The following is a 23,786-nucleotide window of genomic DNA, read 5'->3' as shown; positions in this document are numbered from 1 at the left end:
TGCTTACGGAGTGAATCGACTTCTTGTTGAAGACTTTGATCGGTTTTCTTTTCCCCTTTGTCATTAGTCTTCCGCCAGGCATGAATTAGGCTATCGCTAATGCCCATTTTACGGGCCACGGCCATGATGGGTTCACCATTGGCAACTAGCCGCAGCACATCGGCTTTAAACTCGGCGGTATACTTTCGTTTGGGGCGTTGGGATTGGTTCATGGTACACGAAGTTAAAAAGTTTCGTGTCCGGATTTTTAGGACCATATCAACTTATCTCACAAAAAACACAGAAAGGGTATACGAGGAATACAAGAGAGAAGAAGCTTTTTCAAAAAATGAAAATCCTATTGATAGAAGTCTATTAAATGAAGAATATGCAAATAGCTATCGGGATCATTACGAGTGTATGGATGTAAATTTATTTGAAAGGGGTTTATCAGAACACAGGCTGTCAATTCTAACTGCTGGTGCATTTGAAAGGGCTTCATCTGAGAGTAGAGAGGCATTCGTAATGGTACTATTGCTATCCGTTAATCTGCAAAAGCTAACCGCTCAGTCAAGGGCAACTGATGTAATCCAAGTCTTGGCAAAGATGCTCAGACAGCCCACAAGTAGCATTATTAATCACTTACTCCATAATTTAGACGTAGAGGAATTAGGGCATAAGGTTCGTATTATGAATGATTTACAGCGAACATATCTTATGTATGCGGTGAATTTACTAATGCACACAGACGCCGCAGACGATCCCATAAGTATTTTACTACTCTTATCAATGGGTGGTATTACTGACAATGACTATTTTTCAGTAATACAGGGCTTCAAAGCTGTCTAATCAAGAATGTACTAAGGAACACAATGACAAGTACTTCACTGTTAAAAGCTCTGCAAATAAAGCAGGTCATTGCTATACATGCCTTAATTATCATTGGCAATGCGAGCCATTAAACAGGCGGTTAATTGAAAAAAAATTTAGATTAAAGACTTCTGACCTGTCGGCACTTGAATAATAATCAGACTAATTTTTACCAGAGTTAAGCTTCTAATCACATTCGAAGACCAACTTAGAGCTGACAGACGGTTGAATGATAAATTTTTCCATTCTACTCTTGGTATCAATCCACCAAAATACCTATGTTTATACCGACCCGCATCAATGCAACTATTCACAGCTTTATTTCGGTAATGTTTCGGCAGTAAAGCAGAAAACCCCTGCAAACCGCTATGTTTCAAGCTATTGCAGAGGTTTCCAAGTACCAGGAGCGGGAATCGAACCCGCACGGGCCGTAAGGCCCACAGGATTTTAAGTCCGGCGCGTCTACCTGTTCCGCCATCCCGGCTTTTGCCACCAAAGGGGCACTTTACAAAAAAAGCACCGGGTCCGGTGCCTCTTTGTAGAGCGAAAGACGGGGTTCGAACCCGCGACCTCGACCTTGGCAAGGTCGCGCTCTACCAGCTGAGCTACTTTCGCGTAATTGCCTTTCGGCGAATTGTGGATGCAAATTTAGGGCGTTTTCTTCGTTTGTCAAGCCCTGCTCTCAAAAAAATTTCAGAAAAAGATAATTACAGGATGTCAAAATCTGATTTTGAACAGGTTACAGCATCTATTATTTACAGCAATGGTTCATTAACCTGCGTATCGAACACACCAGTTAGTATCTGGCCCTTTCGTTTCACCTGAACCCAGATCCGATAATGACCAGCTTTGGGAAAGGCATAGGGAAACTCAACCATGTTCCCGGCTTTCATCCGGTGGCTCATGGCAGGCATCCCCGCCGACAACAACCGATTTTTCTCATCTTCCGGCAGTTTGTTCAGTCGGTCTACATACTTGTCTATACTATCGCGAAACCGGACGGCATCTGGATAATGAAATGTGCGGGCCGTATCGGCAATACGAGTCAACAGCGAGTTCTCGGCAGCCATCGAATAGGTACCAACCGGATGTAGATGAATGTATACCGTACCGTCGGAACGCAGGATTACAGCATGCCCTCCCATACCAAGGTATGGCTCCAAAGCGGCCGCTTTTCCCTGAGCATCTGCTACCGCAAATTTCAGGGTGTACAATCTACCGGCTTCCAGGGTAGGCCCGGGTTTATCCATCCATAACATCGAGGAGCCATCCGCTACTTTACAGGTAGCACTGGGCTTACCACATACGACCATGTCATTGTCCAAATGCGGTAAGTTGACTGCATTCGCTTTCACACCCATAGGCTCCGTAACCAGCCAGCTATCATCCTGGTCGGTTGGTTTAGCGGCTGCGGCTGCTTCGGCACTGATTTTTAACGAAGGGACTTCAATCGTATCAGTCAGCGTTTCCGTAAAACCACTCCGAAAGACAACATCCGAATAAAGTAAATACTTTCCACCTGGCAACGGAGGCAGGGCGGTTTCGTAGCTCAGGGTGTCCCGACGAGCCGGATGCAAATGCGCGAAGGCATCCAGACCAGGGATCCGTACTAAAAAGGTATGCATTAGTTTGCCGTGATCGGGCAGCATATAACTGAATAATCGACGTAGGCGCCGATTCGCTGCCGTATCGAACTGGATGGTTAGCTGCCGTTGTGCATTCAGAACCTGAACAGAAGTTTTAATAGGCATTGGCCGATACAATTGCACATCACGATAGTTTTCAGCGGTACTCGTCCACCAGGCTCTCCATCCAGTTAATATCAGCCCTATAACCAGTAAACCAGCTACCATACCGATCCACCGCCGACGACCTAATCGAGCTGGTACGGGCTGGCCAGGTGCCATAATACCATCGGCATTGCTGGCGCCTACAATCGTAACCAGCATCACCACCAGCAACAGGCCCATCAGCGCCAGACCGTAACCCGTTCCCTGCGGCATGTCGCGCAGAGCCGTTGCCATAGCTACAACCGGCACAATGACTTGTTGTTTACCATCAGGACCATCAATACTTAGCTCAATACTCGATGAGCCGGAATCCATCAACCATAAATCGCCTTCGAACTGATTCTGGCCAATCCGTTTTAATACATCATGCGTAGGGGCACCCTTGTCGCCCGAACGAAAGTAGATAGGCCGGGCACCAATCGCACTGACTCGCCCCTGTTCAACATAAACCGTAACAATGGCCGTACCGGGCACCACATCGGGCGGGTTGATCCGAATCAGTAGCTGGTAATTACCAACCTGCTTTTGCACAATGACTCCCGAACTCCCCACATGGGCCAGGACGGGTAGTGAAATCCATGAAACCAGAAAGAATGCCCAAATTGATACTAGCCTTTTCACCTTACCTGTAGTTTGCCCGTTAGAATCTTTCCAACTCATTTACTCTGTCGTTCTCAGGTTTATCGCGCTACTCGCTTCATCCAGTTTCCCCATACTAAACCAACCCGGGCGGATAGAAACGCGTAAATCAACGTTTTACCAAAACCAATCGCAAACTCAGTGGCCGTCTGCGTATTCCAGGGAGCATACCTGTACCGATACTCCCACTCAGGAGGGCTTTCATAAGTCCATGAATACGAAAGGAAAAACCCATTACGTGCCCAGGTAGATTTGGTCAGAAACTCGCCAAAAGGCCACTGAACAAGCAGCAATACAACCATAAACACAAAGGCATAAATGGCCGCCAATAGCCAGTCGTTCACTTTTCGGCGGTTGCTTTTGGGACCATCCAACCGATGCATGAACCAGTCCAGAACGAAGCCGGGTATAATGAGCAACATCGGAAAATGAAACGGCTGATAGTGCGTAATGGGGTTCAGTACCGGGCCAAGCCGGGGAGTTGCCGGAAAAAACTGAAGTACCCAGCTAGGAAGCACCAAGGCCAGCATATAGATACCCGTAACCGCCGTAATGGGCCAGCGCAACAGCGAAGCCCGGCCTATAGCCAGCAAAAAAAACGGAAATACAATGGCCGCTGTGGCATAATACCCCGACTGATGCGTTTCACGCATACCCATCGACTCAGAAGCAAGGGTAAAGATCATACAGAGTAACAAGGCAGCCGCCACGGCAAACAACCACTGCAACCGGGTACTCTGCCGACTGGGCTGATCTTTGTTCTGAAGCGTCGGTGTTGATTTTCGGTACTGATTTTGTAGGGCTAATACACCGATAATGGCCCCTAGCTGCATCGTCATGATCCCAATGGCCAGAATGGTATGCGGAGGGGTTAATATCTGTACATCAAGACCATACGTATTATGCCACCAATCGTCGAACGGAGCCGATGTTAACATAGCCAAAGCCCCCCATACGCAGAACATGGCGCCTAGCGGACCATAGAAAACACCCCAAAAAGGTACGGCTTCGGCCCGACCGGGATGATTTTGGGTTAGGGTCAGATTCAGAATCTTGTAGGCAGAGAACAGGCCCCCAACAATGGCTCCTACGTAGATAACCAGATGTGGAGGGGCAAATAGGCCGTCGCGACCAATGCTCATGTGCCACATGATGTCCCAGAGTAGGCCCATGATGACACAAAACGACGAGAACACAACGGCATAAATGTAAGTTGGTATTCCTAAGTGCCAGCTACCCGATTGTAGTGGTGGGCGGAAAGGGTGATCCGGTTGCATAAAGGGTGTAGGGAATTCACATCTAAAGAGGCACCAAAAGTCGAAAGGTTGCTTCTAACCTGTTGATAGGAAAAGGTATGCAGCCGTATATCTACTTGATGGTACGGCATACGCTTGCCAACAATTATAGCGTTATTTGCGTAATACATCAATATAGTTAATCCAGCTAGTATGTTTCCTTTTGATTCATCGGTAACATTTTTCGCAAAGGCTACCCGGGTTTTGCTGCCTTTGCTTAGCTTGTTGATGAGTGCCTGCGTTCCCGATTTCCTGCTGTCGGATCCGGATTGGGTGGTGATCGAAGCAGGTGAACATGAACCTAATCCAAAACGTAAAGTTGGTTTGCTGATTAGCCCGAGCGAAGTATCGGCAACGGTTACCTTCGACAGTTCATGCATTTATGACATTGGCAATGCCGATGCCGATGACTGGAATAAAGTAATCGGATTAGGGTTTGTGGGATCAAAAGACCAATCGCTGGATGGCGTTCCTCCGCACCAGGTCGATGGGGCCCGCGTTGGCTGGCGCTGGAATAAACAGCGCAACTGCATCGATCTGGGGGCTTATATTTATGTTGAAGGGCAACGCATTGATTTTAAAGTAGCCGAAGCCAAAATCAATACACCTACCCGCATGGTCATTAAAATCGACTACGACCGCAAGGTGTATCAGGTACTGGGAGGAAAGACCGTTCCCTTCACACACAATAAAACCTTTGCCTACAATACAGGCCTCTATTTTGGTGGTAACCAACCGGCTCCGCACCGTATTCGTGTAAAAATTGAGGATTAGTTCGTAAACTTGTCACAAGAGCTTTGGCTTCGTATTACGCGGCAGATCCTATACATGTCTGCCTGACTTCGTTTCTCCCAACAGCCACAGTATGACGATCTCTCCCTTCGATCTCATCTTGCTTCTGGGTAGTGTTCAGGGCGCTATTCTGAGTGTATTGCTGTGGATCAATCCGAAAGGAAATCGACTGTCGAACCGGCTATTGGCTTCACTCATTGGGTTGTTAGCGTCCATGAGCTTTGCCGTTGGTATGCCTGCTACCAGTCGCTGGTGGGTTTTGGCAATGGATCTATTGCCGCTAATTATCGCGATGCCCATTGGCCCGTTGATCTATTTTTACGCCCGTTCGATACTGGACCCGGCGTTTGAGCTTGGCCGGCGAGAACGACGTCATTTCTATCCAATCATTCTCGATCTGGGTGCCAAACTGATGGGATGGGTATTCATCATTGGGTTGTTTCTCGGTTTTTTTGATCAGACCAGCGGTCCAGCATGGGGAGCTATCATGGACGAATACAATACCTATGTGGATATTCCGCGCTGGCTCTCCGTTACGATTTATCTGACATTAACCAAACGTGTTCTGAATCAGTATCAGGCTTCTCTTCAGAACCATCAGGGTCAACAACACCTCCGCTGGCTCAACCAGTTTATTAATATGTTTCTGGCCTTTCAGGTCATTTGGCTCATCCATCTGGTTCCGTACATTGTTCCGGCATGGCGTGGCCCTCTGCTGGATCGTTTTGGTTGGTATCCGATCTATATTCCGATTGCGATTCTGATTTACTGGCTCGGTTTCAAAGGATACCTGCATACGCGTTCAGAAGCGTCTAAACCTGGTCCTCCGCTTTCGTCTAAATCAGCCAGCCCTGACCTATCGACCAGCACCATTGAGCAGGTTGTTAACGCGCTTACCAAAGCTATGGAGCAGGAAAAACGGTATCTGGACCCCGACTTAAGCGTCGATAAATTAGGGCAGTACCTTCAACTGCCTCCCAAACTGATTTCGGCGGTTCTGAATCAGCACGTCGGCAAAAACTTCAATGGATTCATCAACGAATATCGGGTCGAAGAAGTAAAACGACGGTTACTCGATCCGCTTCATGAGCACCTGACCTTAACCGGCATTGCATTCGAATCGGGCTTCAACTCGCAGGCTACGTTTCAGCGCACGTTCAAACAACTGACGGGGACGTCGCCGGGCGAATACATGATCCAGCAAAAGAAAAAGACCTCTCAAATCGGGATTTGAGAAGATTAGCCCCTGTTTTTCGCGCTGTTTTGGCCGAAAAACACGTGTTATGCGCTCAGGTTTCCAAACTATTTCCGCCCTGGCTTTTTACTGCCTTACGCTTCCGCTCAACGCTCAACCTGGTCTATCAACAGCCGAAAAGCTGGACGAATACCTCACAGCAGCCACTCGCCATCATCGGTTCAACGGTACAGTACTCGTCGCCAAGCAAGGATCCGTTCTGCTGAAAAAAGGCTACGGCTGGCGGAATGCATCGAGTCAGATACCTAATGACTCCAACAGTATTTATCAGTTGGGTTCTATCACCAAAACCTTTACAGCAGCGGCCATTCTGCAATTGCAGGAGGAGAAAAAAATATCGGTGACCGACAAGGTAAGCCAATACTTACCCGATTACCCTAACGGCGATCAGATTACCATTGAACAGCTTTTTGCCCATACCTCCGGCATTTACGACTATAAAGGCGTGTTGTATTCAAAAGATAGTCTGGAATTTACCCGGCCTGTTTCGAAAGAACGTGTGCTATCGACATTCAGAGACAAACCCTTACGCCATAAACCCGGGCACGAAGTGGCCTACACGAATTCCGGCTATTTTTTGCTGGGCCTCATTATCGAGAAGATAACGCAGCAACCGTTTGAAACCGTCGTCCGGAAGCGTTTCATCGAGCCGCTCCACCTTACCCGAACCGGCTTCGATTTTATCAACCTGAAACGTCCTGAAAAAACGACTGGCTATACCTACTGGAAAGACTCTGTTCTGGTAGCTGTTCGGCCATTGGATTCAACGGCTGCCTATTCGGCTGGAGGTATGTATAGCTCAGTAGGCGATTTATACCGTTGGGCGCAGGCTTTCCTTTCCAACAAATTGATAAATTCTACTTCTCAAAGACTGGCTTTTACGGCCATCAAGCCCGGAAACTGGAACTATGGCTGGGGGATCAATACGTTTGGGAACCGCAAAAAACTACTCTTTCAAAACGGAAATCTACCTGGCTTTGCCACATTCGCTGTACTTATTCCGGCCGATGACACGGTACTGATTATGCTTGCCAACGTGGATGATGCATCTGACGCAACTACGCTGGAACCCTTGCTGAAAGACCTGCTTTTTATCGTTTATGGGATGCCCTACCAGTTGCCGATTAGCTTCAAAACGATGGCAGTACCCGAATCCATCCTTAAACAATACGTCGGCAACTATCAATTGGCCCCTAACCGGACCTTGTCGATCACATTCGATAACCAGAAGCTCTTTCTGCAAGTAACAGATCAGCCACAATTTGAGCTTTTCCCTTCGAGCGAGACCGACTTTTTCCTGAAAACGGTGAATGCTCAACTAACCTTTCAGAAAGACGCTGCCGGACGGGTTACACAGGTAGTGGTGCACCAAAATGGCGACATCGTTGCTAAGCGTTTATAACACCTATACAAGAGTTCAGACTTATTCGCTGACAGCATTATCAATGATTTCCATCTGGTAAATCCTGTCAGAAAAATAACCTTTGGCGTTTTTGAGCGTTATCTATTTACACAAACTTACCCAGCATGGCTACCTACCAACCCCTTCATGACTGGAGTGTAACGCCTACCGAAGCCGTCGCTTTACAACAGCAATTGCGTTCGCAGATACGGATTGAACCGCTATCGACACCACCCAGAACCATTGCAGGTTGCGACATTTCGTTCAATAAGTTTGAAGAAACCGTTTATGCCGGTATTGTCGTGCTGCGGCTCGATACCCTGGAAACCATCGATGAAGCAGGCGTAGTCGGAACGGCTCCCTTTCCCTACATTCCAGGCCTGCTGTCTTTCCGGGAAATACCGGCTTTACTGAAAGCGTGGCAAACCTTACAAACGGAGCCTGATGTGGTTATGTTCGATGGGCACGGTACGGCTCACCCCCGCCGAATTGGTATTGCCTCTCATGCCGGCCTTTTTCTGAATCGGCCAACGTTCGGATGTGGCAAATCAGTGCTGGTGGGCAAATACGATGAACCTTCGCCCGAACGAGGAGCATGGTCGCCTATGAAACACTACGGCGACGTGATTGGCGCTGCTCTTCGAACCAAAAACAAAGTCAACCCGGTTTATGTCTCGCCCGGTCATCTGATTGATCTGGAAACAGCCCTTTCGTTAACCCTCCAATGTGATGGTGGCTACCGCATTCCTGAACCCACCCGCCGGGCCCATAATCTGGTAAATGCCTTACGGCGAGGAGAGCGAATGACTACCGAATAATTGTAAATTTGCTAAAAAACCTATACAGGCATGAGTGGTTCACAATCTATAGGATTAAACGATGTACAACGTAGTTTACTACGTATGTTTAATAGACCCATGAGTAATGAAGAGTCTGTTGAAATCCGAGATCTTCTGACCAGGCATTACAGTGAAAAACTTTTTGAGGAAATAGATAAAGTTATCGAAGAAAAACAAATCACTAACGCTGATTATGAAAAACTTACCAATCAGCACCAGCGAACAAAATCAGAATGATTGTATCGCCTTCTGAAGTGATTCCGGCGGTAGTTATCGACACAAACGTACTCATCGCAACAATCAACCGCCGAAATGCTGAATTCTTTATTTATGAAGCGTTCGCGGCCAAAAAATTGGCCTGGATTGTGAGTACCGAATTACGGGATGAATACGCTGAAAACTTACTGATTTTTATTCGGCTCGCACAGCCGATTATGTGCTCGATATATTAAACCTGTTTAGACTTTTATTATTAGCTGAAAATTGAGTGTTTTTGTCATGCTGAGGAACGAAGCATCTTCGGTATTTAGGAAAATAGCGCCTAGCGAAGATGCTTCGTTCCTCAGCATGACAAAAATGGGCCAGTTTTGACAACTATTCGGAAAGTCTAAACAGGTTCATTACGTAGTGCAACCAACGTGATTTTTCTTGAGCCATATTATCGATGGCATTTAATAGATATAGATCCGGATGACAACAAATTTTCAGACCTCGCCCTGTCTGCAAATGCTACATGTTTGATTACATACGACAAGCACTTTGACCTATTCAAATCGCTTACCTTTCCTTCTCTACAAATTGTTACTCCCGATGAATTCAGACATATTCTAAATAAATCTCAATAACTGTGCTCTTCCAGCTTAACCTTTCCCCGGAAAGTCCAGAACATAAATACGGTATACGTAGCTACCAGCGGCATGCCAATGGCAGCAAACAAGAGCATCGTTCGTAATGAATTATCGGACGATGCGGCTTCATAAATACTGATGTTGCCTTTCGGGTCCATGTTCGACAGTACCAGATTGGGGTATAAACCCATAGCAAATAGAATCAGCAACAGGGCTGTCGTAATCGAAGACGAAATAAACCCGCGACGATACTGGCGTTTCTCGATACTCCGGCGAATGTTCAGCACGATCAGCACAGCTCCCATCGGCAGTACGAATAACTCAGGATGCGCTTTAAAAATACGGGTCATATGCGGCACATAAATCAGGGTTGCATTGGACGTAGCGATAAAGCATAGAATAAAAAATTTGCTGGTGTTGTTGGCAATGATGGTGAGCCGGGCATACAGCCGATCTTCCGTTTTCATGAGCAGATACATAGCCCCATGCATCATAAACAGCGACAGAACGGTTATCGCAATGAGTCCGGCATATGGGTTAAAAAAATCGCGCAAACGCCCAACAAACTCATGCTTGGCAGTTAATGGCAATCCCTGAATAAGATTACCCAGCACAAGCCCCAGCAGCAACGAGATAACAATGCTGGACACACAGTAGCTAACATCCCAGAGCTGGTGCCACCAATGCATGGGTTCCTTGCTGCGAAATTCGATGGAAATAGCCCGGAAAATCAGCGCGACCAGAAACAGAATGAACGGCAGATAAAAAACCGATAAAATGGTACCGTAGACCAGCGGAAACGCAGCGAACAGCGCCCCGGCTCCAATAACCAGCCAAACTTCATTGCCATCCCAAACCGGGCCAATGGCATTGAGCGCAATCCGGCGACTTTGCTCTTTGCGAAAAAACAGGTGCAGCGCTCCGGCCCCGAGGTCAAAACCATCCAAAATACCATAACCACTGATGAGCGCGCCAATCAGTAGAAACCACCAGGTGGGCAGATCAATTCCAAGAACGGTATCCATAGGTTTAATTTTGAATGATTGAATGGTTGAATGATTGAATAGCTCCCGCACACTATTCAACCATTCAATCATTCAATCATTGGTAAAAATGACGGATTCATACGTGACGAGGTTTCGCCATTATTGGCCACATCAGGGCCATGCTGTATTTTCTTGTTGAGCAGATACAGGAATAAGCCAAATAGCATGACGTAGATGAGTGTAAACAGAATGAGAGAGGCCAGCACGTGCTCCGCTTTTACCGCCTGTGAGAGCGCATCGGATGTGCGAAGCAGCCCATACACTACCCAGGGCTGCCGACCTACCTCTGCCGTATACCAACCCACCTGATTCGCTATCTGCGGGAGGAATACAGCAAACACAAAAATCTGCATCAGCCAGCGTGTTTCGAACAGTTTTTTCCGATATAACCTAAACAGACCAAACCAGGTCAACGCAATCAGCGTCATACCAATGGCAACCATGAGGTGATAGGTCTGAAAAACAAAATTGATAGCCGTTGGGCGATTTTCGGGTTTGAAACTATTGAGGCCGGGAATGGGTGCCTTGAAATCCTGATGAACCAGAAATGAGAGGCCGCCCGGTATTTTTAACCCGCTTGTTTTCTGCTCTTTGGCGTTTACCCAGCCCAGTAGATACATGTCGGCCGGAGCCGATTGGTCAAAGTGCCCTTCCATCGTGGCCAGTTTAGCCGGCTGGTATTTCGTGACAACCTCTGCCGATCTATGTCCGGTGAATAATTGCGCCAGCGCCGACACTCCAGCGACCCAAAGAGCGATCCGAAAGGCCGCCTGAGCGTGTAGGCTGTACTTCTTTTTGAGAATATACCAGGCACTGACACTCAACACCAGAAACGAACCAGCCAGCAAAGCCCCGATCAGTACGTGCGAATACCGATCAATGGACGAAGGATTGAACACCATATCCCAGAAGTTGGTCACAATGGCGCGGGCCTGCATCCCTTTTCCCTCAATTCGATACCCTGAAGGCGTTTGCTGCCAGGAGTTGGCGACCACAATCCAGAGAGCCGAAAAAATGGAGCCGAGCGCCACCAGTACCGTAGCCATGAAATGCACCCGTGGACTGACCCTGTTCCAGCCAAACAACAAAATACCCAGAAAGGCCGACTCCAGGGCAAAGGCAAAAATACCTTCGGCTGCCAGCGCCGAGCCGAAAATATCACCGACGTAGCGGGAATAAACGGCCCAGTTGGTACCGAATTCAAATTCCATGACAATGCCGGTAGCCACACCAATGCCGAAAATCAGGGCAAAAATGCGAACCCAGAAGCGGGTCAACTCTTCGTAAATCTTGTTCTTTGTTTTTAGAAAAAGCCCTTCCATAACTACCAGGCAAACGCCTAACCCAATGCTTAAGGGTGGGTAGATATAATGAAACGCAATGGTAAAGGCAAACTGAATTCGAGAGAGTAATTCCACATTGTCCATAGCCGTTACGATAGCGGAAACGGTCGCCGTGGTCGCAGACAGGCAGTGCGATATAAGGCGAACAAGGCGAGAGAACTATCGGCCGAAAGGTACGATAGACAGGGCAAAACAGCCAGACATTCAGGCGATTTTTCGATAAATAGTTCTGTACCTTTACGGCATAAACCCGTCATGAAAGTCCAACCTCCCCAACGATCTTTCTGGCACTATGCCCGGAACTATATAGTGGCCTTTTACCAAACCCAGCGCAATGCGTTTGTGGTTCTGCTTACACTGCTGCTGGCACTTTATATTCTGACAGTTCCTGACCAGGCTACCGACATGATCAATGCGGTAATTTATACGGGGGTCTTCAGCCCGCTTTTTCAGTTTATTCTGGTTAGTGCGTTCATCTGGAGCTGGGTAGTATATGCCAGCACCCGACTGATTTTATACATTTCACCCGTCGGCCTGCAACTGACCAGTGAATGCATCTGGCTTCTCCGCTGGCTTCCTAAAATGGGCGGTATGGTACCTACCCTGATACTGGCCTACGCTTTCCATCAATCGGACCAGGGGCACCCTTATCTGCTCCTTCTGGAGAGTAGCGCCCTCTTGTTTTTATTTCTGAAAACGGAACAGAACGTACCGATTTTTGCCCTACCCGATCATTGGGAAACGTCGGATGCCTATACATCGCTGACGCATGATATTCACGTACTCTGGCAGCATCGGTTTAGCCGGGTTGTTCTGATTGCCAACGTTGGCCTGACGGGCTGCCTGCTCGTGCTGTTTAGTTTACCCGTCGAATTGGGTATAGCCCGACAGGTGCGCCCTACTGCCGTCATTATTTTCGGTATTACCGTTCTCACATTTTGGGGGAGTCTGCTGGTGTATTTCAACGACTATCGGTATCGTCCTCTGGTATTACTGGTGGTTGGTTACCTGATCCTGGCCAGCGTATTCAACGACAATACAGCCGTTCGTCGAACCACGGGCCGGTCAGTCTTTGATACGACCCAACGGCCCACCGTCGACGCTCATTTCAGGCAATGGGTCAATGCTCGTAAGCTGGAAGACCGGGACACGGTTCCGCTGGTGCTGGTGGCGGCCGAAGGCGGTGGTATCCGGGCCTTGAACTGGACGGCCGAGACACTCATCCGACTCGATTCGATTATACCGGGCTTTAGTCGTCACGTATATGCCCTTAGCGGTGTATCGGGTGGGGGTGTAGGGACGGTTTTTTACACAGCGTTTCTTCGTGATTTTATTGAGACCGAGCGCGTTGGTCAATTTAATCAATTCCGTAAGGTTATCCGCGACGATTATTTATCGCCGGTTTCGGCTGCTCTATTGTTCCCTGATGCGGTTCAGCGCCTGCTTCCGGTACCGATTGCTTCGCTGGAGCGGGCCAAGTGGCTCGAAGATTCGTGGTCCGTTTCTTATCGGGACAACCTCCATGTACATACGCTGGACTCTTCTTTAACGGCGCTCTATCAAACCAAAACGGGCTACAATTATAACCTGCCTTCGCTGTTGCTGAACGGAACAATGGCCGAATCGGGGCAAAAAATTATTACCTCGAATTTAAAACTCGATCCGCATTACTTTACCGATGTGGTGTCGACGCTGGATGTGCTGGGTTCGGATGTCCCGCTCAAAACAGCCGCATCGCTCTGTAGTCGATTTCCGCTGGTAACCAATGGCGCCCTGGTCCAACGGGATTCTGTCGATCAGCGAGGACAGCGCCAGCCCTACGGCGGTCATGTGGTGGATGGAGGCTATTTCGACAATTCGGGCGTCGAAACCTGCATTCAGTTACTCAACAACCTGGTGCCCTCGATTCGGAAGCTGGATACCACCGACCATGTCCGTGTTGTACCCTACATTCTGTTCATCAAAAACAGCAGTACGGATAGCCAGTTACCGCACAAAAAATCAGTATTGCAGGATGTGCAGGTGCCTCTACTGGCCTTTTTTAATGCCTGGGACAACGGCTCCAACACGCGCGACCGGATGTTTGGCTCATTCATGGACCGATTTGCCAACCCCAGGACCAACTACATAACCCTGCGGCTCGCTTACAATGACCAGTATCCGTTGGGCTGGTTTTTATCCGACAGAATGGCCCGCAGTCTGAGCCGACAGGCCAAGGATTCAATTAGCCTGAAAAACCCCGAGTTGGTGCGACTGAAAAGTACGTTCCGGCGACTGGGTGTGGTGCGACTGGCAAAATAGCTAGTGGTTTTGCCGTCTGACGAAGCCTACCCACCCGTATTTTGGCAAGCCGCTGTCAGTGGTTCTGATCGGGTACATATTCCAGAATATCCCCTGGCTGGCAGTCTAAAGCTTTACAAATTGCCTCTAAGGTGCTAAACCGAATGGCTTTGGCTTTCCCTGTCTTTAAGATAGACAGGTTGGATAATGTCAAATCAACTCTTTCAGAAAGTTCATTCAGAGAAATTTTTCGCTTTGCCATCATCACATCTACGTTCACAATGATTGGCATAGCTTATATGGTCAGGTCATTTTCAGATTTCATATCTGTGGCATTTTGCAGGATTTTTTCAAATACGGCCGCAGCCGTGGCTATTACAATAGTCACAAACGTGGTCACGATACACATAGCCAGAAAACCTGCCGGGTCGTCCTCTTTGTTGTGATTTATCTTGATATACAACCCTGCCATCACAATTAAACCACTTAATCCGATTGCACAATATTTTATGCTCTTCAACGTCCCGATAGCCTTTGATGAGAATACATTGTTTTGCCCGATGTATCCAAGCAATCTGAACGCTTTATAGAGCGCAACAAAAAAAGCGATTGATGCTGCGTAGCCATACAGGATGAACGGATCTGCGTAAATACTGAATAAATCTAAGTTGGCCGCTCGGCCCTCGGTTAAAGGAAACCGAATCAAAATGATAAGCGCCACAATGCCGATAAGCACGACGACTGCCTGGAGGAATACGGTTGAAATTCTTTTCATAAGGGCGTCTGGAGTTTGAAAGCGCGTCCAAACGTAACAAATATTTATTGATAATCAATAAATATTTACCGTTTTTTAGGAGTTACTAAAAATCACATACCTACGATTCAGTAAACTGGTTTACCGATACAGGACTTGAATTGCAGGCATCAGAATTGGCTGGCGCCCACACGACAATAACGGCAAACGTTCAGCTAAGCACGGACCGATCCAACTACCGCGTATTTTTGTGACTGAACGCTTGCCCCTAACCACTATGAAACTTCGCATTAGCGGCCGCATCTGGCTTGAAACGGCATCGACGGATTCGATCGAGCGATTTATGGGTATCGGTCGGCTCGAACTGCTGGAACACATCCAGCGGACGGGCTCTATCAATCAGGCCGCCAAAGCCATGAATATGTCGTACAAACGCGCCTGGGACCTGGTTCACTCCATGAACACACAGGCCGAAACGCCCCTGGTGTCGACCCAAACGGGTGGCGAAAAAGGTGGGGGAGCCATCATTACCGAGACGGGCCAGAAATACCTTACGTACTACCGGGGTCTGCACGAACGATTTCAGCAATTCATGGAGGCCGAACTAGCCAAACTACCTCTGGAAGCGCCAAATGCGTTGCCAGGACTTTAGCGCTTCTTTTTCAGTTCATTCAGAATGGTTCTAATGCGTTGGTCGTACGCTTCAATCTGTTTGTCGTAGCGGTGCGTTGTATCGGCCAATGAACGTCCAAGAAGGGTAAAGCTGTTGATGCGTAGTGTACTGTACTGCCGTAGCAATTGATTTCGTCGGCGATAGTCGTCCGGTAATTCAAGTTTATCGGCTTCATCAAGTACCGCACTAGCCTGCTTCCAGGCCGGAATCCCCTGTTCATTTATCGCTTTCGCCACTTCCGCAGCCGGGGTATTTCGAGGAAGTTGAAAAACAGACATGGCTTCTTTTTCCAGCGCTCCGAACCGATTCATGAGCCGTTCGTAATCGCCAAACGGATTGGTGGTAGTTTTATAGACGACCCCTGTCACAATAAGGATTAGAGCCGCCGGAACAAACATAGGCCACCCAATTGGGCTCCCCCTGCGCTGAGGGTGCAGTGCTGCAAAATAGTAGGCATACCCAAACAATACCCCAGCTATCAGACCGCCTATGTGCGCAGCATTATCGATACCAGACTGTAGACCAAAGAGCAGGTTATAGCCCATAAACACCAGCACACTTCGCAACAGAGAACGGCGCGTTTCGGCCTCAAGCCAATCGGTAGTCAACAGCGCAAAAAACACACCATACAAGCCAAAAATAGCGCCCGAAGCACCGGCTCCCAGAACCACATCGTGCCACCACAGACTTACGACGCTCCCCAATAATCCGGCCATTATATACACGACGATGAACCGACGACTACCCAGCACCGATTCGATGACGAACCCAATCTGGGTTAAGGCATACATATTGAACAAGAGGTGAATAATACCAATATGCAGGAAACAACTGCTCAGTAGTCGCCAGGGCTGGCCATCGAGCGTTAACGGGCTGTAATTGGCTCCCCACCGAATGAGTGCCTCCCCGGCAGGCTTCAGTACATTGACCCCCGTGAATGCCATCAGCAAAAAGATACCCACATTGAGCCAGATCAGTACGGGCGTAACGATATAACCCGGAGCGGGCTTGAGCAAATCGAGTGGATTCGCTTTCTCGTCGGCTGGGGTTTCTGTACCCAGGCTCTGGTCGTTCTGGTGGGCAGGTTCAGGCCGATGAGTCTGGCTGGACGCTGGAGACGTCTCGGCAGGTTGGTTTTCCTGCGAATCAGGTAGCTCAGAGGATTCATTCGTCATACGCGCTGGTGGGATTACTAAAAAAGAGACTACGAATACTATAGTAACGCAAAACGACCTGATTTGCGCACAATTTGGAGCAATTGTCGCCAATCAGGTCGCTTACCGTAACGATTTTTTACTTCTTTGCCGAGTACATTACCCGCCATACTTTTCCTTTCACCGAATCCGTAATGTAGAGTGATCCATCGGGGCCCTGCGCTAATCCGACCGGACGAGCCACGGCATCGCCAGGGCTGGCCAGATCGAGCTTACCGGCATTGACGCTGGTACCAGGGGAGCCCTGTTCGGCCACACCCGCAAAATTTTCGGCGAATACTTCGTATTTGCCCGAAGGGCGTCCATCACTTCCGAATGGAATAAAGGCCACGAAATAGCCACCCTGTTTCAGCGGAGCGCGGTTCCAGGAGCCGTGAAAACAGACAAACGCACCGTTCTTGTATCGTGCCGGAAATTGCGTTCCGGTATAAAACAGCAGATCGTTAGGGGCCCAGTGACCGGGGAAAGCCATAATGGGTTTGTCTTTTCCGGCACAACGGTCCTGCTTCGTGCCATCGCCACCGTATTCGGGAGCCAGGAGCTTTTTATTCTTGACATGATCGTTATAGCAGTAAGGCCAGCCAAAATCTGAGCCTTCTTTTACCATCAGAAACTCTTCGGAAGGCAGTTCGGCACTCACTTCGTCGGTAAATACGCCCCCCCAGTTGTTGAGGTTGTCGCGGCCATGCTGTAAGGCGTAGAGTGTATTAGTCGCCTTGTTCCAGTCGAGGGCTACTGCATTCCGAATCCCCGTTGCATATCGCTTACCATCGGCCTTATGCTGGTTCAGTTTGTTGGCATCGAACTGCCAGATGCCACCATATTCTTCCAGAATGGGACAGGGATCCATGCCCATCGAGCCTTTCTGCCGATCTTTCTCCTGACAGGCGTTCGACGGAGCCCCAAAGTTGACAAATAGCTTACCATCGGGCGATATCGTCAGCGACTTACTGGCGTGCTGACGTTGCAGGGTAAGACCCGTAACAATGGGTTCGGCTGGCGTAGTTTCCATAACCTTGCCATTGGTCAGTTTATACCGATACACGGACGTATCCGACGACGCGTACAGGTAACCGTTGTAAATGTCCATTCCGGTTCCGGTATTGTTGCCAAACAGGTTGGTTTGATCAGCCATACCATCGCCATTCGAATCGTTGAGTTGCACGATACCCTTACCGTTGTTGAGTTTTTCCAGCTTAACAAATACGGTTCCGGTATTGCTGACAATCACATGACGCGCTTTGCCAAGGTTATCGGCAAAAAGTGTGGCCCGAAAGCCATTCCCCAGTTTGATTCCACCATTTTCGGGTGGTGCGATCGGCCGCACGGAGAGGTTCTTTCGGGCGGGAGTTCGTTTAGGCGTTACAGAATTATCTGGCAGGGCACGCACCGGCCCGGCAAGGGCAACAGTCATACAGGTGGCCAGCACAAACGTCGATTTCATGAGGGTAGTTTTTGTTGACAGGATGTATTGATGGTTCTCACAGCTAAACGGCCTGCTTATGCAGAAAGTTTAAGCCGTTTTCAGGAAAAGAAAGACCTGGCAGGAGGCAGACTACTCATTGACATACAGCCCAAAATAGCAGGCAGATTATCTGCCCATCGCATCATAAGCCGCTCCTTTCACGCGTCAATTTAGTTAGCTCTAACTATTTCCGGGCGAAGCAGACTTTCTGAATTTTAACCAGTGAATGCCGAACCGAAATCAGGTTCGGTGCCTGCTACTTTTCACTCGACTCAAACGCCATGAAACATCCACAATTTTTTATCTGTCTGATAAGTTTACTACTCTCTGGACGTACTGCACAGGCGCAACTCGTCAGCCCAACTGTCGTTAAAGTCAATCTGTCGGGTGCTGTGTTTAAGAATTATCAGGTTCAGTACGAGCGGATTCTGACGCCCCGTAGCACCATCACCGTCACGGCCGGGGCGTCAATCGATGCGCCACTACCGTTTAAACAGGCGCTGATGGACCAGTATGGTGAAAATGACGATGCCGTACGGGCCATTAACCGGACGTTGTTCAACAAATATACAGGCACACTCGAATACCGATTTTATTTCAGCGGTCAGGCTCCCAGAGGTTGGTACATCGCTCCATTTGTCCGATACATCAACATGGATATTAGCCAGGACTATACCTATACGCCCAGTGATGGCATTCTTCACCATGCCCATATGAACGCTAAATTCAACGCCTTTGGGGCCGGAATTTTGCTGGGGCATCAATGGCTGATCGGTAATCGGGTCACCCTGGATTTATGGCTGTTAGGGCCTTTTTATGGCACCAATGTAACGGCCGATTTTGTCGGCGAAGATCCGCTGTGGAAGAACCTGAAACCGGCGGACATTACCAAGCTCCACAGCGACATCGAAAACACAACTCTTCCCGGCTATACCACTACGGCAACGATTGCTGTGCCGCTCATTGAAGCCAAACTGGTCGGGCCGTATTACGGGGTAAGGGCTTTTGGTGTAGGGCTGGGGTATCGGTTTTGAAGGGAATAGCCCCTTCCACGTTCTATGAGGGCACAGAGCGGAAGAAAGGCAAACTCAATACAGGGCACTAGTGGGTAGCTGTAGCCAGTTGGTTGAATGGAATGTCGATGACGATCAGCGTGCCACTATCCTGCTTCTGCTTTATTTCCATCTGACCGTTCAGATAGGCTGTCCTGGTTTTTATATCCGTCAACCCTTTGCCTTTCGTGGCCCCATCATCAACAAAGCCTACCCCGTCGTCTTCGGCGATGATCGACACCGTTTTCTTATGACCAACTACTTCGATGGTGGCATGGGTTGCCTGGGCATGTTTCAGAATATTATGCACCAACTCCTGAACAATCCGGTACAGATCATTTAGTAACGAGATTGGATAAGCAGTTGGGTTGTTGAAGCCAACAACAATCATATCGAGCTTCAGTTTTTCGGAGGTATTGACGGTTTCGCCCAGGTCGGTCATGGCCTGGGCGAAACCGTATTTTTCAATGGCTAACGGTGTCAGTCGATGGCTTAACTCCCGGATGGTGGTCGACACTGACAGCAGCACTTCCTGGGTTTTGTGGAGTTTTTTCTCGGAGCGTTCATCAGGAACCCCTTTCTCGAGCGTCGACGACACGTTCAGTGTAGCCAGCGCCAGCATAGCATTTACTTCATCGTGCAGTTGATCGGCTATCTTACGTCGTTCGGTTTCTTCAGCGTCCATGATACCCCGCATCAGTTCGATATGACGTTCTTTTTCGAGCTGTTCCAGTTGGCTTTGCTGCAAGGCCTCCTTTTGTCGGCTACGAATTTGCCGGTTGCGCAGGTAGAGTACCAGAAATACTATTGTCAGTATAGACAGACCAATAAGCACCGTATAAAAAATACGCTCCTGCCTGATTTGTCGGTCGCGCGCCACACTGGCTTCGTTCAGACGAATGATTTGTTGTTCCTTATCCCGAATACGAACCTTTGCCAGAATCTCCTGAACCGACCGATATTGATTCAGGTTGGTCAGCGAATCTTTAATTGCATAAAACGTTTCCTGCGCCTGTGCATAAGCGGGATAATCACCTCTGGCCTTCAGCAGATCGGCATAATATTGGTAAAAATACAGGCCTGAAGCCGTGTATTCCCGATTCTTGAGTCTTGGTCGGTATTGACTGAACACCTGATCGGCCTGGGCAAACCGCTTGTTAAGGGTTAGTACGTGGGCATAGGAGATCGAAAATGGAATTACACTCAACCCTTCCCCTTCGCCTTCTTTTTCCCGAACCATCTCATAATACTGCAATGCCCTGGCATACTGTCCGGTATGTTCGGCAAGTAAGCCTGCTGCCAGAAAATAACCACTATACGGAATTTCCGCTTCAGGTACTCCGAAAATGGCTTTGCTTTTTACCAGATACTTGCGGGCAGCCGCAAAATCGCGCTGGTAGATTTTGACTACAGCGACCTCGGCATTGAAATAGCCCGCCTGAATACTCAGCGGATTCGGCTTGACGGTCGCATCATAAAACAGTTCGGCAAATTTCCAGGCATTATCGTAATCGGCAAGCAGCAGGTTGATCTGCATAAGCTGGTAGTACACACTCGGCCCGGCATTACGAAACGTAAAGGCCGTACGTTCATACAGTTTGCGGGGGTATCGGTTCAGGCTCGAATCTTTGGCCAGTTCCAGCAACGCTTCAAATTCGGCTACCTGTTTCTGCGGGTTATACGGGTAGTAGCGGACAGCATAATTGTATTTGGCCGTAAACAGCGCGTTTTTATCCCGAATGCCCGTCGCCAGCCGAATCGCTTTCTCAAAATGATCACGCATAGCGGCCGTATCCCCCTGATATGTATTGGCCCGGAAGGTATAAATAAAGGAAAGATTCTCCTTATCGTTGGCGCGTCGGCACTCCTGCTCACCTAAATCAAGATACCGTTTAAACTCCGCTTCTTTGCCCCACTCACCAAACATAACGGCAGTTGCCACTAGGGCCTCCCGCATAAAACGGGTATGGGGTCCTGCATTTTCCCGCGCCTGCCGGTAGAGTTCGTCTGCCTCTTTCGAAAAGATCATGGACGATTTGGCCCGTGCCCAGCCCATAAGCAGGATATGTACCCACGCCCGATTGCCCGTTTTTTTTACCATCGGCACATACTGGGCCAGCATTTCGTAGCTGCGATTGATGTTGGTGCGGCCTGTTCTCTGCATCAGATCGCAGGCAGCCCGGAAGGTTTGTTCAGTAATGGGCTGGTGTTTCAGTCGATTCCATTCGACCTCCCCTTCCCGCTCATTCGCCGGTTGCGCCTTCGCAACCAGCCCAGCCAGCAGGCAGGCAAATAGTCCCAGAATCCGTAGCATGGTGTTAAAAGAGGATATAAGTTGACTGTCAGGCCACTAATCAAATGTAACGAGAATTTCGGTGCATAAACGATCTCTTTTAGCCAGCGTCATCAATAAACCCTCGACTTTACGTAATTTTGGTGGGTACAATCGGTGCCCTTACGTCTTTTGCTCCAGTATGCTTACATTCTTTTCCTCTATCGTACGCCAGACAGCGCTCGTATTAACCGTCTGTCTGGTATCGAAAAATCTTTACGCCCAGGTTGATTTACCGGCTTTATCGCTTGCGCAACTGGCCCGACCCAATAGCTGGCAACTCGTTGGGTCGGTATCACCTACTGCCGATGCTTCGTCGATACGCACCCAATCCGGTAGCAATGTGCTGGTGGGCTCAAACGAGCCACTCACGTTACTGACACCCACCGACGATTTCAGGTTACGCTTCGAAGTCATGCTCTCTGCCGGAGCCGATGCGGTTTTGACCCTGCCAACGGGCCAACAGATCAGTTTTGCCGATTCACGTGAATCAGCACGGCTCCTGAAAGCACCCGGCTTATGGCAAACGGTCGATGTCTGGTATAAGACAAAAGGCCCTAAAGGCTTCTCTTCCCTTGAGAAACTGGCCCTGAACGGCGTTACCCTCCGCGAAAGTCAGACCCTGGCCAATGGAAAGCTAGGTCCATTGACACTAATGACTAAGAAAGGGACAATAGCCCTTCGCAAGGTAGGTTACCGGGTTATGTCGCCCCGCATGGTTGCCCAGTGGAGCGGTCCGCTGAGTTACACCATTGTCGAAGGCGGCTACGTTCAGGACCCACAGGATGCCATGCGTCGGAAAGTGCTCAAACAGGATACCACCAGCCAACTGACTTACGAAGTGTCGTATGGTCAGCCTCGGCAGTACAGCCTGTTTTTTACCGGCAAACTGAACGCCTTGCAAACGGGCGATTACCAGTTCGACCTCAATCAGGGCGGGCTGGCCGCTCTCTGGATCGACGGCAAAGAAGTTATCCCCATCAATCACCTCGAACTGGGTATGCCAAATCCGGGCAAGGTTTCATTGACGGCTGGGCCGCACGATGTTCGGGTCTATTTCTCCCGTTCGTGGTTCCGGCCGGGTTTAGGACTGTTCGTGTCGCAGGCGGGTACGCGGCCGCAACCCCTTCATGCACAATCTTCTCTCCCTGAGCCTGATGCGATAGCCGTTATCGGTGTGAACCCCGACTATAGTGATCCGATGAATCAGGTACAGCGAATTCGGTCATTTGTACAGATGCCGGGCGAGAAAACCAAACGTACCCATAGCCTGTCAGTTGGTTCGCCAACGGGTATTCACTACACGGTCGATCTGAACCAGATGGCCCTGTTGCAGGTATGGAAAGGCGATTTTGCCAACACCACCGAAATGTGGTACGAACGGGGTGAACCTCAATTACTCACCCCACTGGGCGCTGTTGTTCTTCTGCCGGGGCAAACGCCTTTAATGGTACTGAACAATGACTCGTCGGCCTGGCCGGATAGCGTCAGCGAAAATACCTTACAGTATACGGGGCTTACCATCGACAAACAGGGTAAGCCTACGCTCCAGTATAAGCTGGCGGGAGCTTCCGTTACCGATGCAATTCATTCGGAAGGTGACGCCCTGGTCCGGACGCTAACGCTGACAGGTTCACCAACTGGCACCCCTTATTGCCGGATTGCGGCTGGGTCATCGGTCGAAGAGGTCGGTAAAGGTCTGTATGCCGTCAACGACCGAAGCTATTACATCCGTGTCGACCCCAAAGCCAAAGTGAAAACTCGTCAGAGCAACGGAAAGCAGGAATTACTGCTGCCTGTTGAGCTGAAAAACGGTGGAGGGTCAGTACAATACTCGATTGTATTCTAAAACCTTTCTGAGGCTCTATTTAACTCGGTGCATCTCGGTGAAATAAAACAGTGTAGCACAGAGATATGC

Annotated in this window: 21 protein-coding genes and 2 tRNA genes; 11 read left to right on the top strand and 12 right to left on the bottom strand. The window is 49.0% G+C overall.

Going from position 1 to position 23,786, the window contains the following annotated elements:
- Positions 1–212 (bottom strand): transposase (locus B153_RS34940; RefSeq protein WP_020596615.1); only part of this gene is annotated, 212 nt, incomplete at its 3' end.
- Between B153_RS34940 and B153_RS37995 the strand changes: the two genes are divergently transcribed.
- Positions 211–828 (top strand): hypothetical protein, encoded by a 618-nt coding sequence (locus tag B153_RS37995; RefSeq protein ID WP_020596614.1) that lies wholly within the window; start codon positions 211–213, stop codon positions 826–828. The two genes, B153_RS34940 and B153_RS37995, sit on opposite strands and share 2 nt — an antisense overlap.
- A 419-nt stretch (positions 829–1,247) precedes the next feature.
- Here the strand turns inward: B153_RS37995 and B153_RS0110260 are convergent.
- The 4 genes from B153_RS0110260 to B153_RS0110245 all read right to left on the bottom strand — a co-directional run bounded on the left by B153_RS0110260 (position 1,248) and on the right by B153_RS0110245 (position 4,555).
- Positions 1,248–1,333 (bottom strand) — tRNA-Leu (locus B153_RS0110260).
- Between the two features lie 58 nt (positions 1,334–1,391).
- Positions 1,392–1,464 (bottom strand) — tRNA-Gly (locus B153_RS0110255).
- 140 nt (positions 1,465–1,604) lie between these two features.
- On the bottom strand, positions 1,605–3,299 hold the full coding sequence (locus B153_RS0110250; RefSeq protein WP_020596613.1) for a hypothetical protein: 1,695 nt from the start codon (positions 3,297–3,299) through the stop codon (positions 1,605–1,607).
- Positions 3,300–3,319: 20 nt separating this feature from the next.
- Positions 3,320–4,555, bottom strand: coding sequence for a hypothetical protein (locus tag B153_RS0110245; protein ID WP_020596612.1), 1,236 nt, complete (start codon positions 4,553–4,555; stop codon positions 3,320–3,322).
- A 171-nt stretch (positions 4,556–4,726) separates the two neighbouring features.
- Between B153_RS0110245 and B153_RS0110240 the strand changes: the two genes are divergently transcribed.
- The 6 genes from B153_RS0110240 to B153_RS0110215 all read left to right on the top strand — a co-directional run bounded on the left by B153_RS0110240 (position 4,727) and on the right by B153_RS0110215 (position 9,313).
- Complete coding sequence (locus B153_RS0110240; protein ID WP_020596611.1) at positions 4,727–5,347, top strand: hypothetical protein; 621 nt, start codon at positions 4,727–4,729, stop codon at positions 5,345–5,347.
- A gap of 91 nt (positions 5,348–5,438) precedes the next feature.
- Complete coding sequence (locus B153_RS0110235) at positions 5,439–6,599, top strand: helix-turn-helix domain-containing protein (protein WP_020596610.1); 1,161 nt, start codon at positions 5,439–5,441, stop codon at positions 6,597–6,599.
- 49 nt (positions 6,600–6,648) lie between these two features.
- Positions 6,649–8,022, top strand: coding sequence for a serine hydrolase (locus tag B153_RS0110230; protein ID WP_020596609.1), 1,374 nt, complete (start codon positions 6,649–6,651; stop codon positions 8,020–8,022).
- A gap of 125 nt (positions 8,023–8,147) precedes the next feature.
- Positions 8,148–8,840 carry a deoxyribonuclease V gene (gene nfi / locus B153_RS0110225; RefSeq protein ID WP_020596608.1) on the top strand — a complete coding sequence of 231 codons (693 nt, stop codon included), beginning with the start codon at positions 8,148–8,150 and terminating at the stop codon, positions 8,838–8,840.
- 30 nt (positions 8,841–8,870) lie between these two features.
- Complete coding sequence (locus tag B153_RS37625; protein WP_157634630.1) at positions 8,871–9,098, top strand: hypothetical protein; 228 nt, start codon at positions 8,871–8,873, stop codon at positions 9,096–9,098.
- A complete protein-coding gene (locus tag B153_RS0110215) occupies positions 9,095–9,313 on the top strand; it encodes a PIN domain-containing protein (RefSeq protein WP_020596606.1) in 219 nt (72 codons plus the stop codon). Before B153_RS37625 ends, B153_RS0110215 begins: the two co-directional genes overlap by 4 nt.
- Before the next feature lie 386 nt (positions 9,314–9,699).
- Here the strand turns inward: B153_RS0110215 and cydB are convergent, their stop codons facing one another.
- The gene (gene cydB / locus B153_RS0110210; RefSeq protein ID WP_026262047.1) at positions 9,700–10,734 is read right to left on the bottom strand and encodes a cytochrome d ubiquinol oxidase subunit II; all 1,035 of its coding nucleotides are present in this window, start codon (positions 10,732–10,734) and stop codon (positions 9,700–9,702) included.
- A 68-nt stretch (positions 10,735–10,802) separates the two neighbouring features.
- The gene (locus B153_RS0110205; RefSeq protein WP_020596604.1) at positions 10,803–12,182 is read right to left on the bottom strand and encodes a cytochrome ubiquinol oxidase subunit I; all 1,380 of its coding nucleotides are present in this window, start codon (positions 12,180–12,182) and stop codon (positions 10,803–10,805) included.
- Between the two features lie 171 nt (positions 12,183–12,353).
- On the opposite strand from B153_RS0110205, the gene B153_RS0110200 reads away from it, so the two are divergent.
- Positions 12,354–14,399, top strand: coding sequence for a hypothetical protein (locus B153_RS0110200; protein WP_020596603.1), 2,046 nt, complete (start codon positions 12,354–12,356; stop codon positions 14,397–14,399).
- Between the two features lie 55 nt (positions 14,400–14,454).
- On the opposite strand, the gene B153_RS0110195 is transcribed toward B153_RS0110200, so the two are convergent.
- Entirely contained in the window at positions 14,455–14,670 is a 216-nt protein-coding gene (locus B153_RS0110195; RefSeq protein WP_020596602.1) for a helix-turn-helix domain-containing protein, read from the bottom strand.
- A gap of 3 nt (positions 14,671–14,673) precedes the next feature.
- Entirely contained in the window at positions 14,674–15,153 is a 480-nt protein-coding gene (locus B153_RS0110190) for a DUF2975 domain-containing protein (RefSeq protein ID WP_020596601.1), read from the bottom strand.
- A gap of 256 nt (positions 15,154–15,409) precedes the next feature.
- On the opposite strand from B153_RS0110190, the gene B153_RS0110185 reads away from it, so the two are divergent.
- Positions 15,410–15,784: a winged helix-turn-helix domain-containing protein gene (locus B153_RS0110185; protein ID WP_020596600.1), complete on the top strand. Its 375-nt coding sequence runs from the start codon at positions 15,410–15,412 to the stop codon at positions 15,782–15,784.
- Here B153_RS0110185 and B153_RS0110180 read toward each other — a convergent pair.
- Together B153_RS0110180 and B153_RS0110175 are read right to left on the bottom strand one after the other, a co-directional pair.
- Positions 15,781–16,980: a rhomboid family intramembrane serine protease gene (locus B153_RS0110180; protein WP_020596599.1), complete on the bottom strand. Its 1,200-nt coding sequence runs from the start codon at positions 16,978–16,980 to the stop codon at positions 15,781–15,783. The two genes, B153_RS0110185 and B153_RS0110180, sit on opposite strands and share 4 nt — an antisense overlap.
- A gap of 118 nt (positions 16,981–17,098) precedes the next feature.
- Positions 17,099–18,463, bottom strand: a complete 1,365-nt coding sequence (locus B153_RS0110175) for a PQQ-dependent sugar dehydrogenase (RefSeq protein WP_020596598.1) — start codon at positions 18,461–18,463, stop codon at positions 17,099–17,101.
- A gap of 302 nt (positions 18,464–18,765) precedes the next feature.
- Between B153_RS0110175 and B153_RS0110170 the strand changes: the two genes are divergently transcribed.
- A complete protein-coding gene (locus B153_RS0110170) occupies positions 18,766–19,518 on the top strand; it encodes a DUF3575 domain-containing protein (protein WP_020596597.1) in 753 nt (250 codons plus the stop codon).
- Between the two features lie 67 nt (positions 19,519–19,585).
- Here B153_RS0110170 and B153_RS0110165 read toward each other — a convergent pair whose 3' ends face one another.
- Positions 19,586–21,850 (bottom strand): ATP-binding protein, encoded by a 2,265-nt coding sequence (locus B153_RS0110165; RefSeq protein WP_020596596.1) that lies wholly within the window; start codon positions 21,848–21,850, stop codon positions 19,586–19,588.
- 160 nt (positions 21,851–22,010) lie between these two features.
- On the opposite strand from B153_RS0110165, the gene B153_RS0110160 reads away from it, so the two are divergent.
- The gene (locus tag B153_RS0110160; protein ID WP_020596595.1) at positions 22,011–23,717 is read left to right on the top strand and encodes a PA14 domain-containing protein; all 1,707 of its coding nucleotides are present in this window, start codon (positions 22,011–22,013) and stop codon (positions 23,715–23,717) included.
- The last annotated feature ends 69 nt before the right edge of the window (positions 23,718–23,786 follow it).

Source organism: Spirosoma panaciterrae DSM 21099 (genome assembly GCF_000374025.1).
Taxonomy (GTDB): domain Bacteria; phylum Bacteroidota; class Bacteroidia; order Cytophagales; family Spirosomataceae; genus Spirosoma; species Spirosoma panaciterrae.
This window is presented reverse-complemented; position numbering and strand designations above follow the sequence as displayed.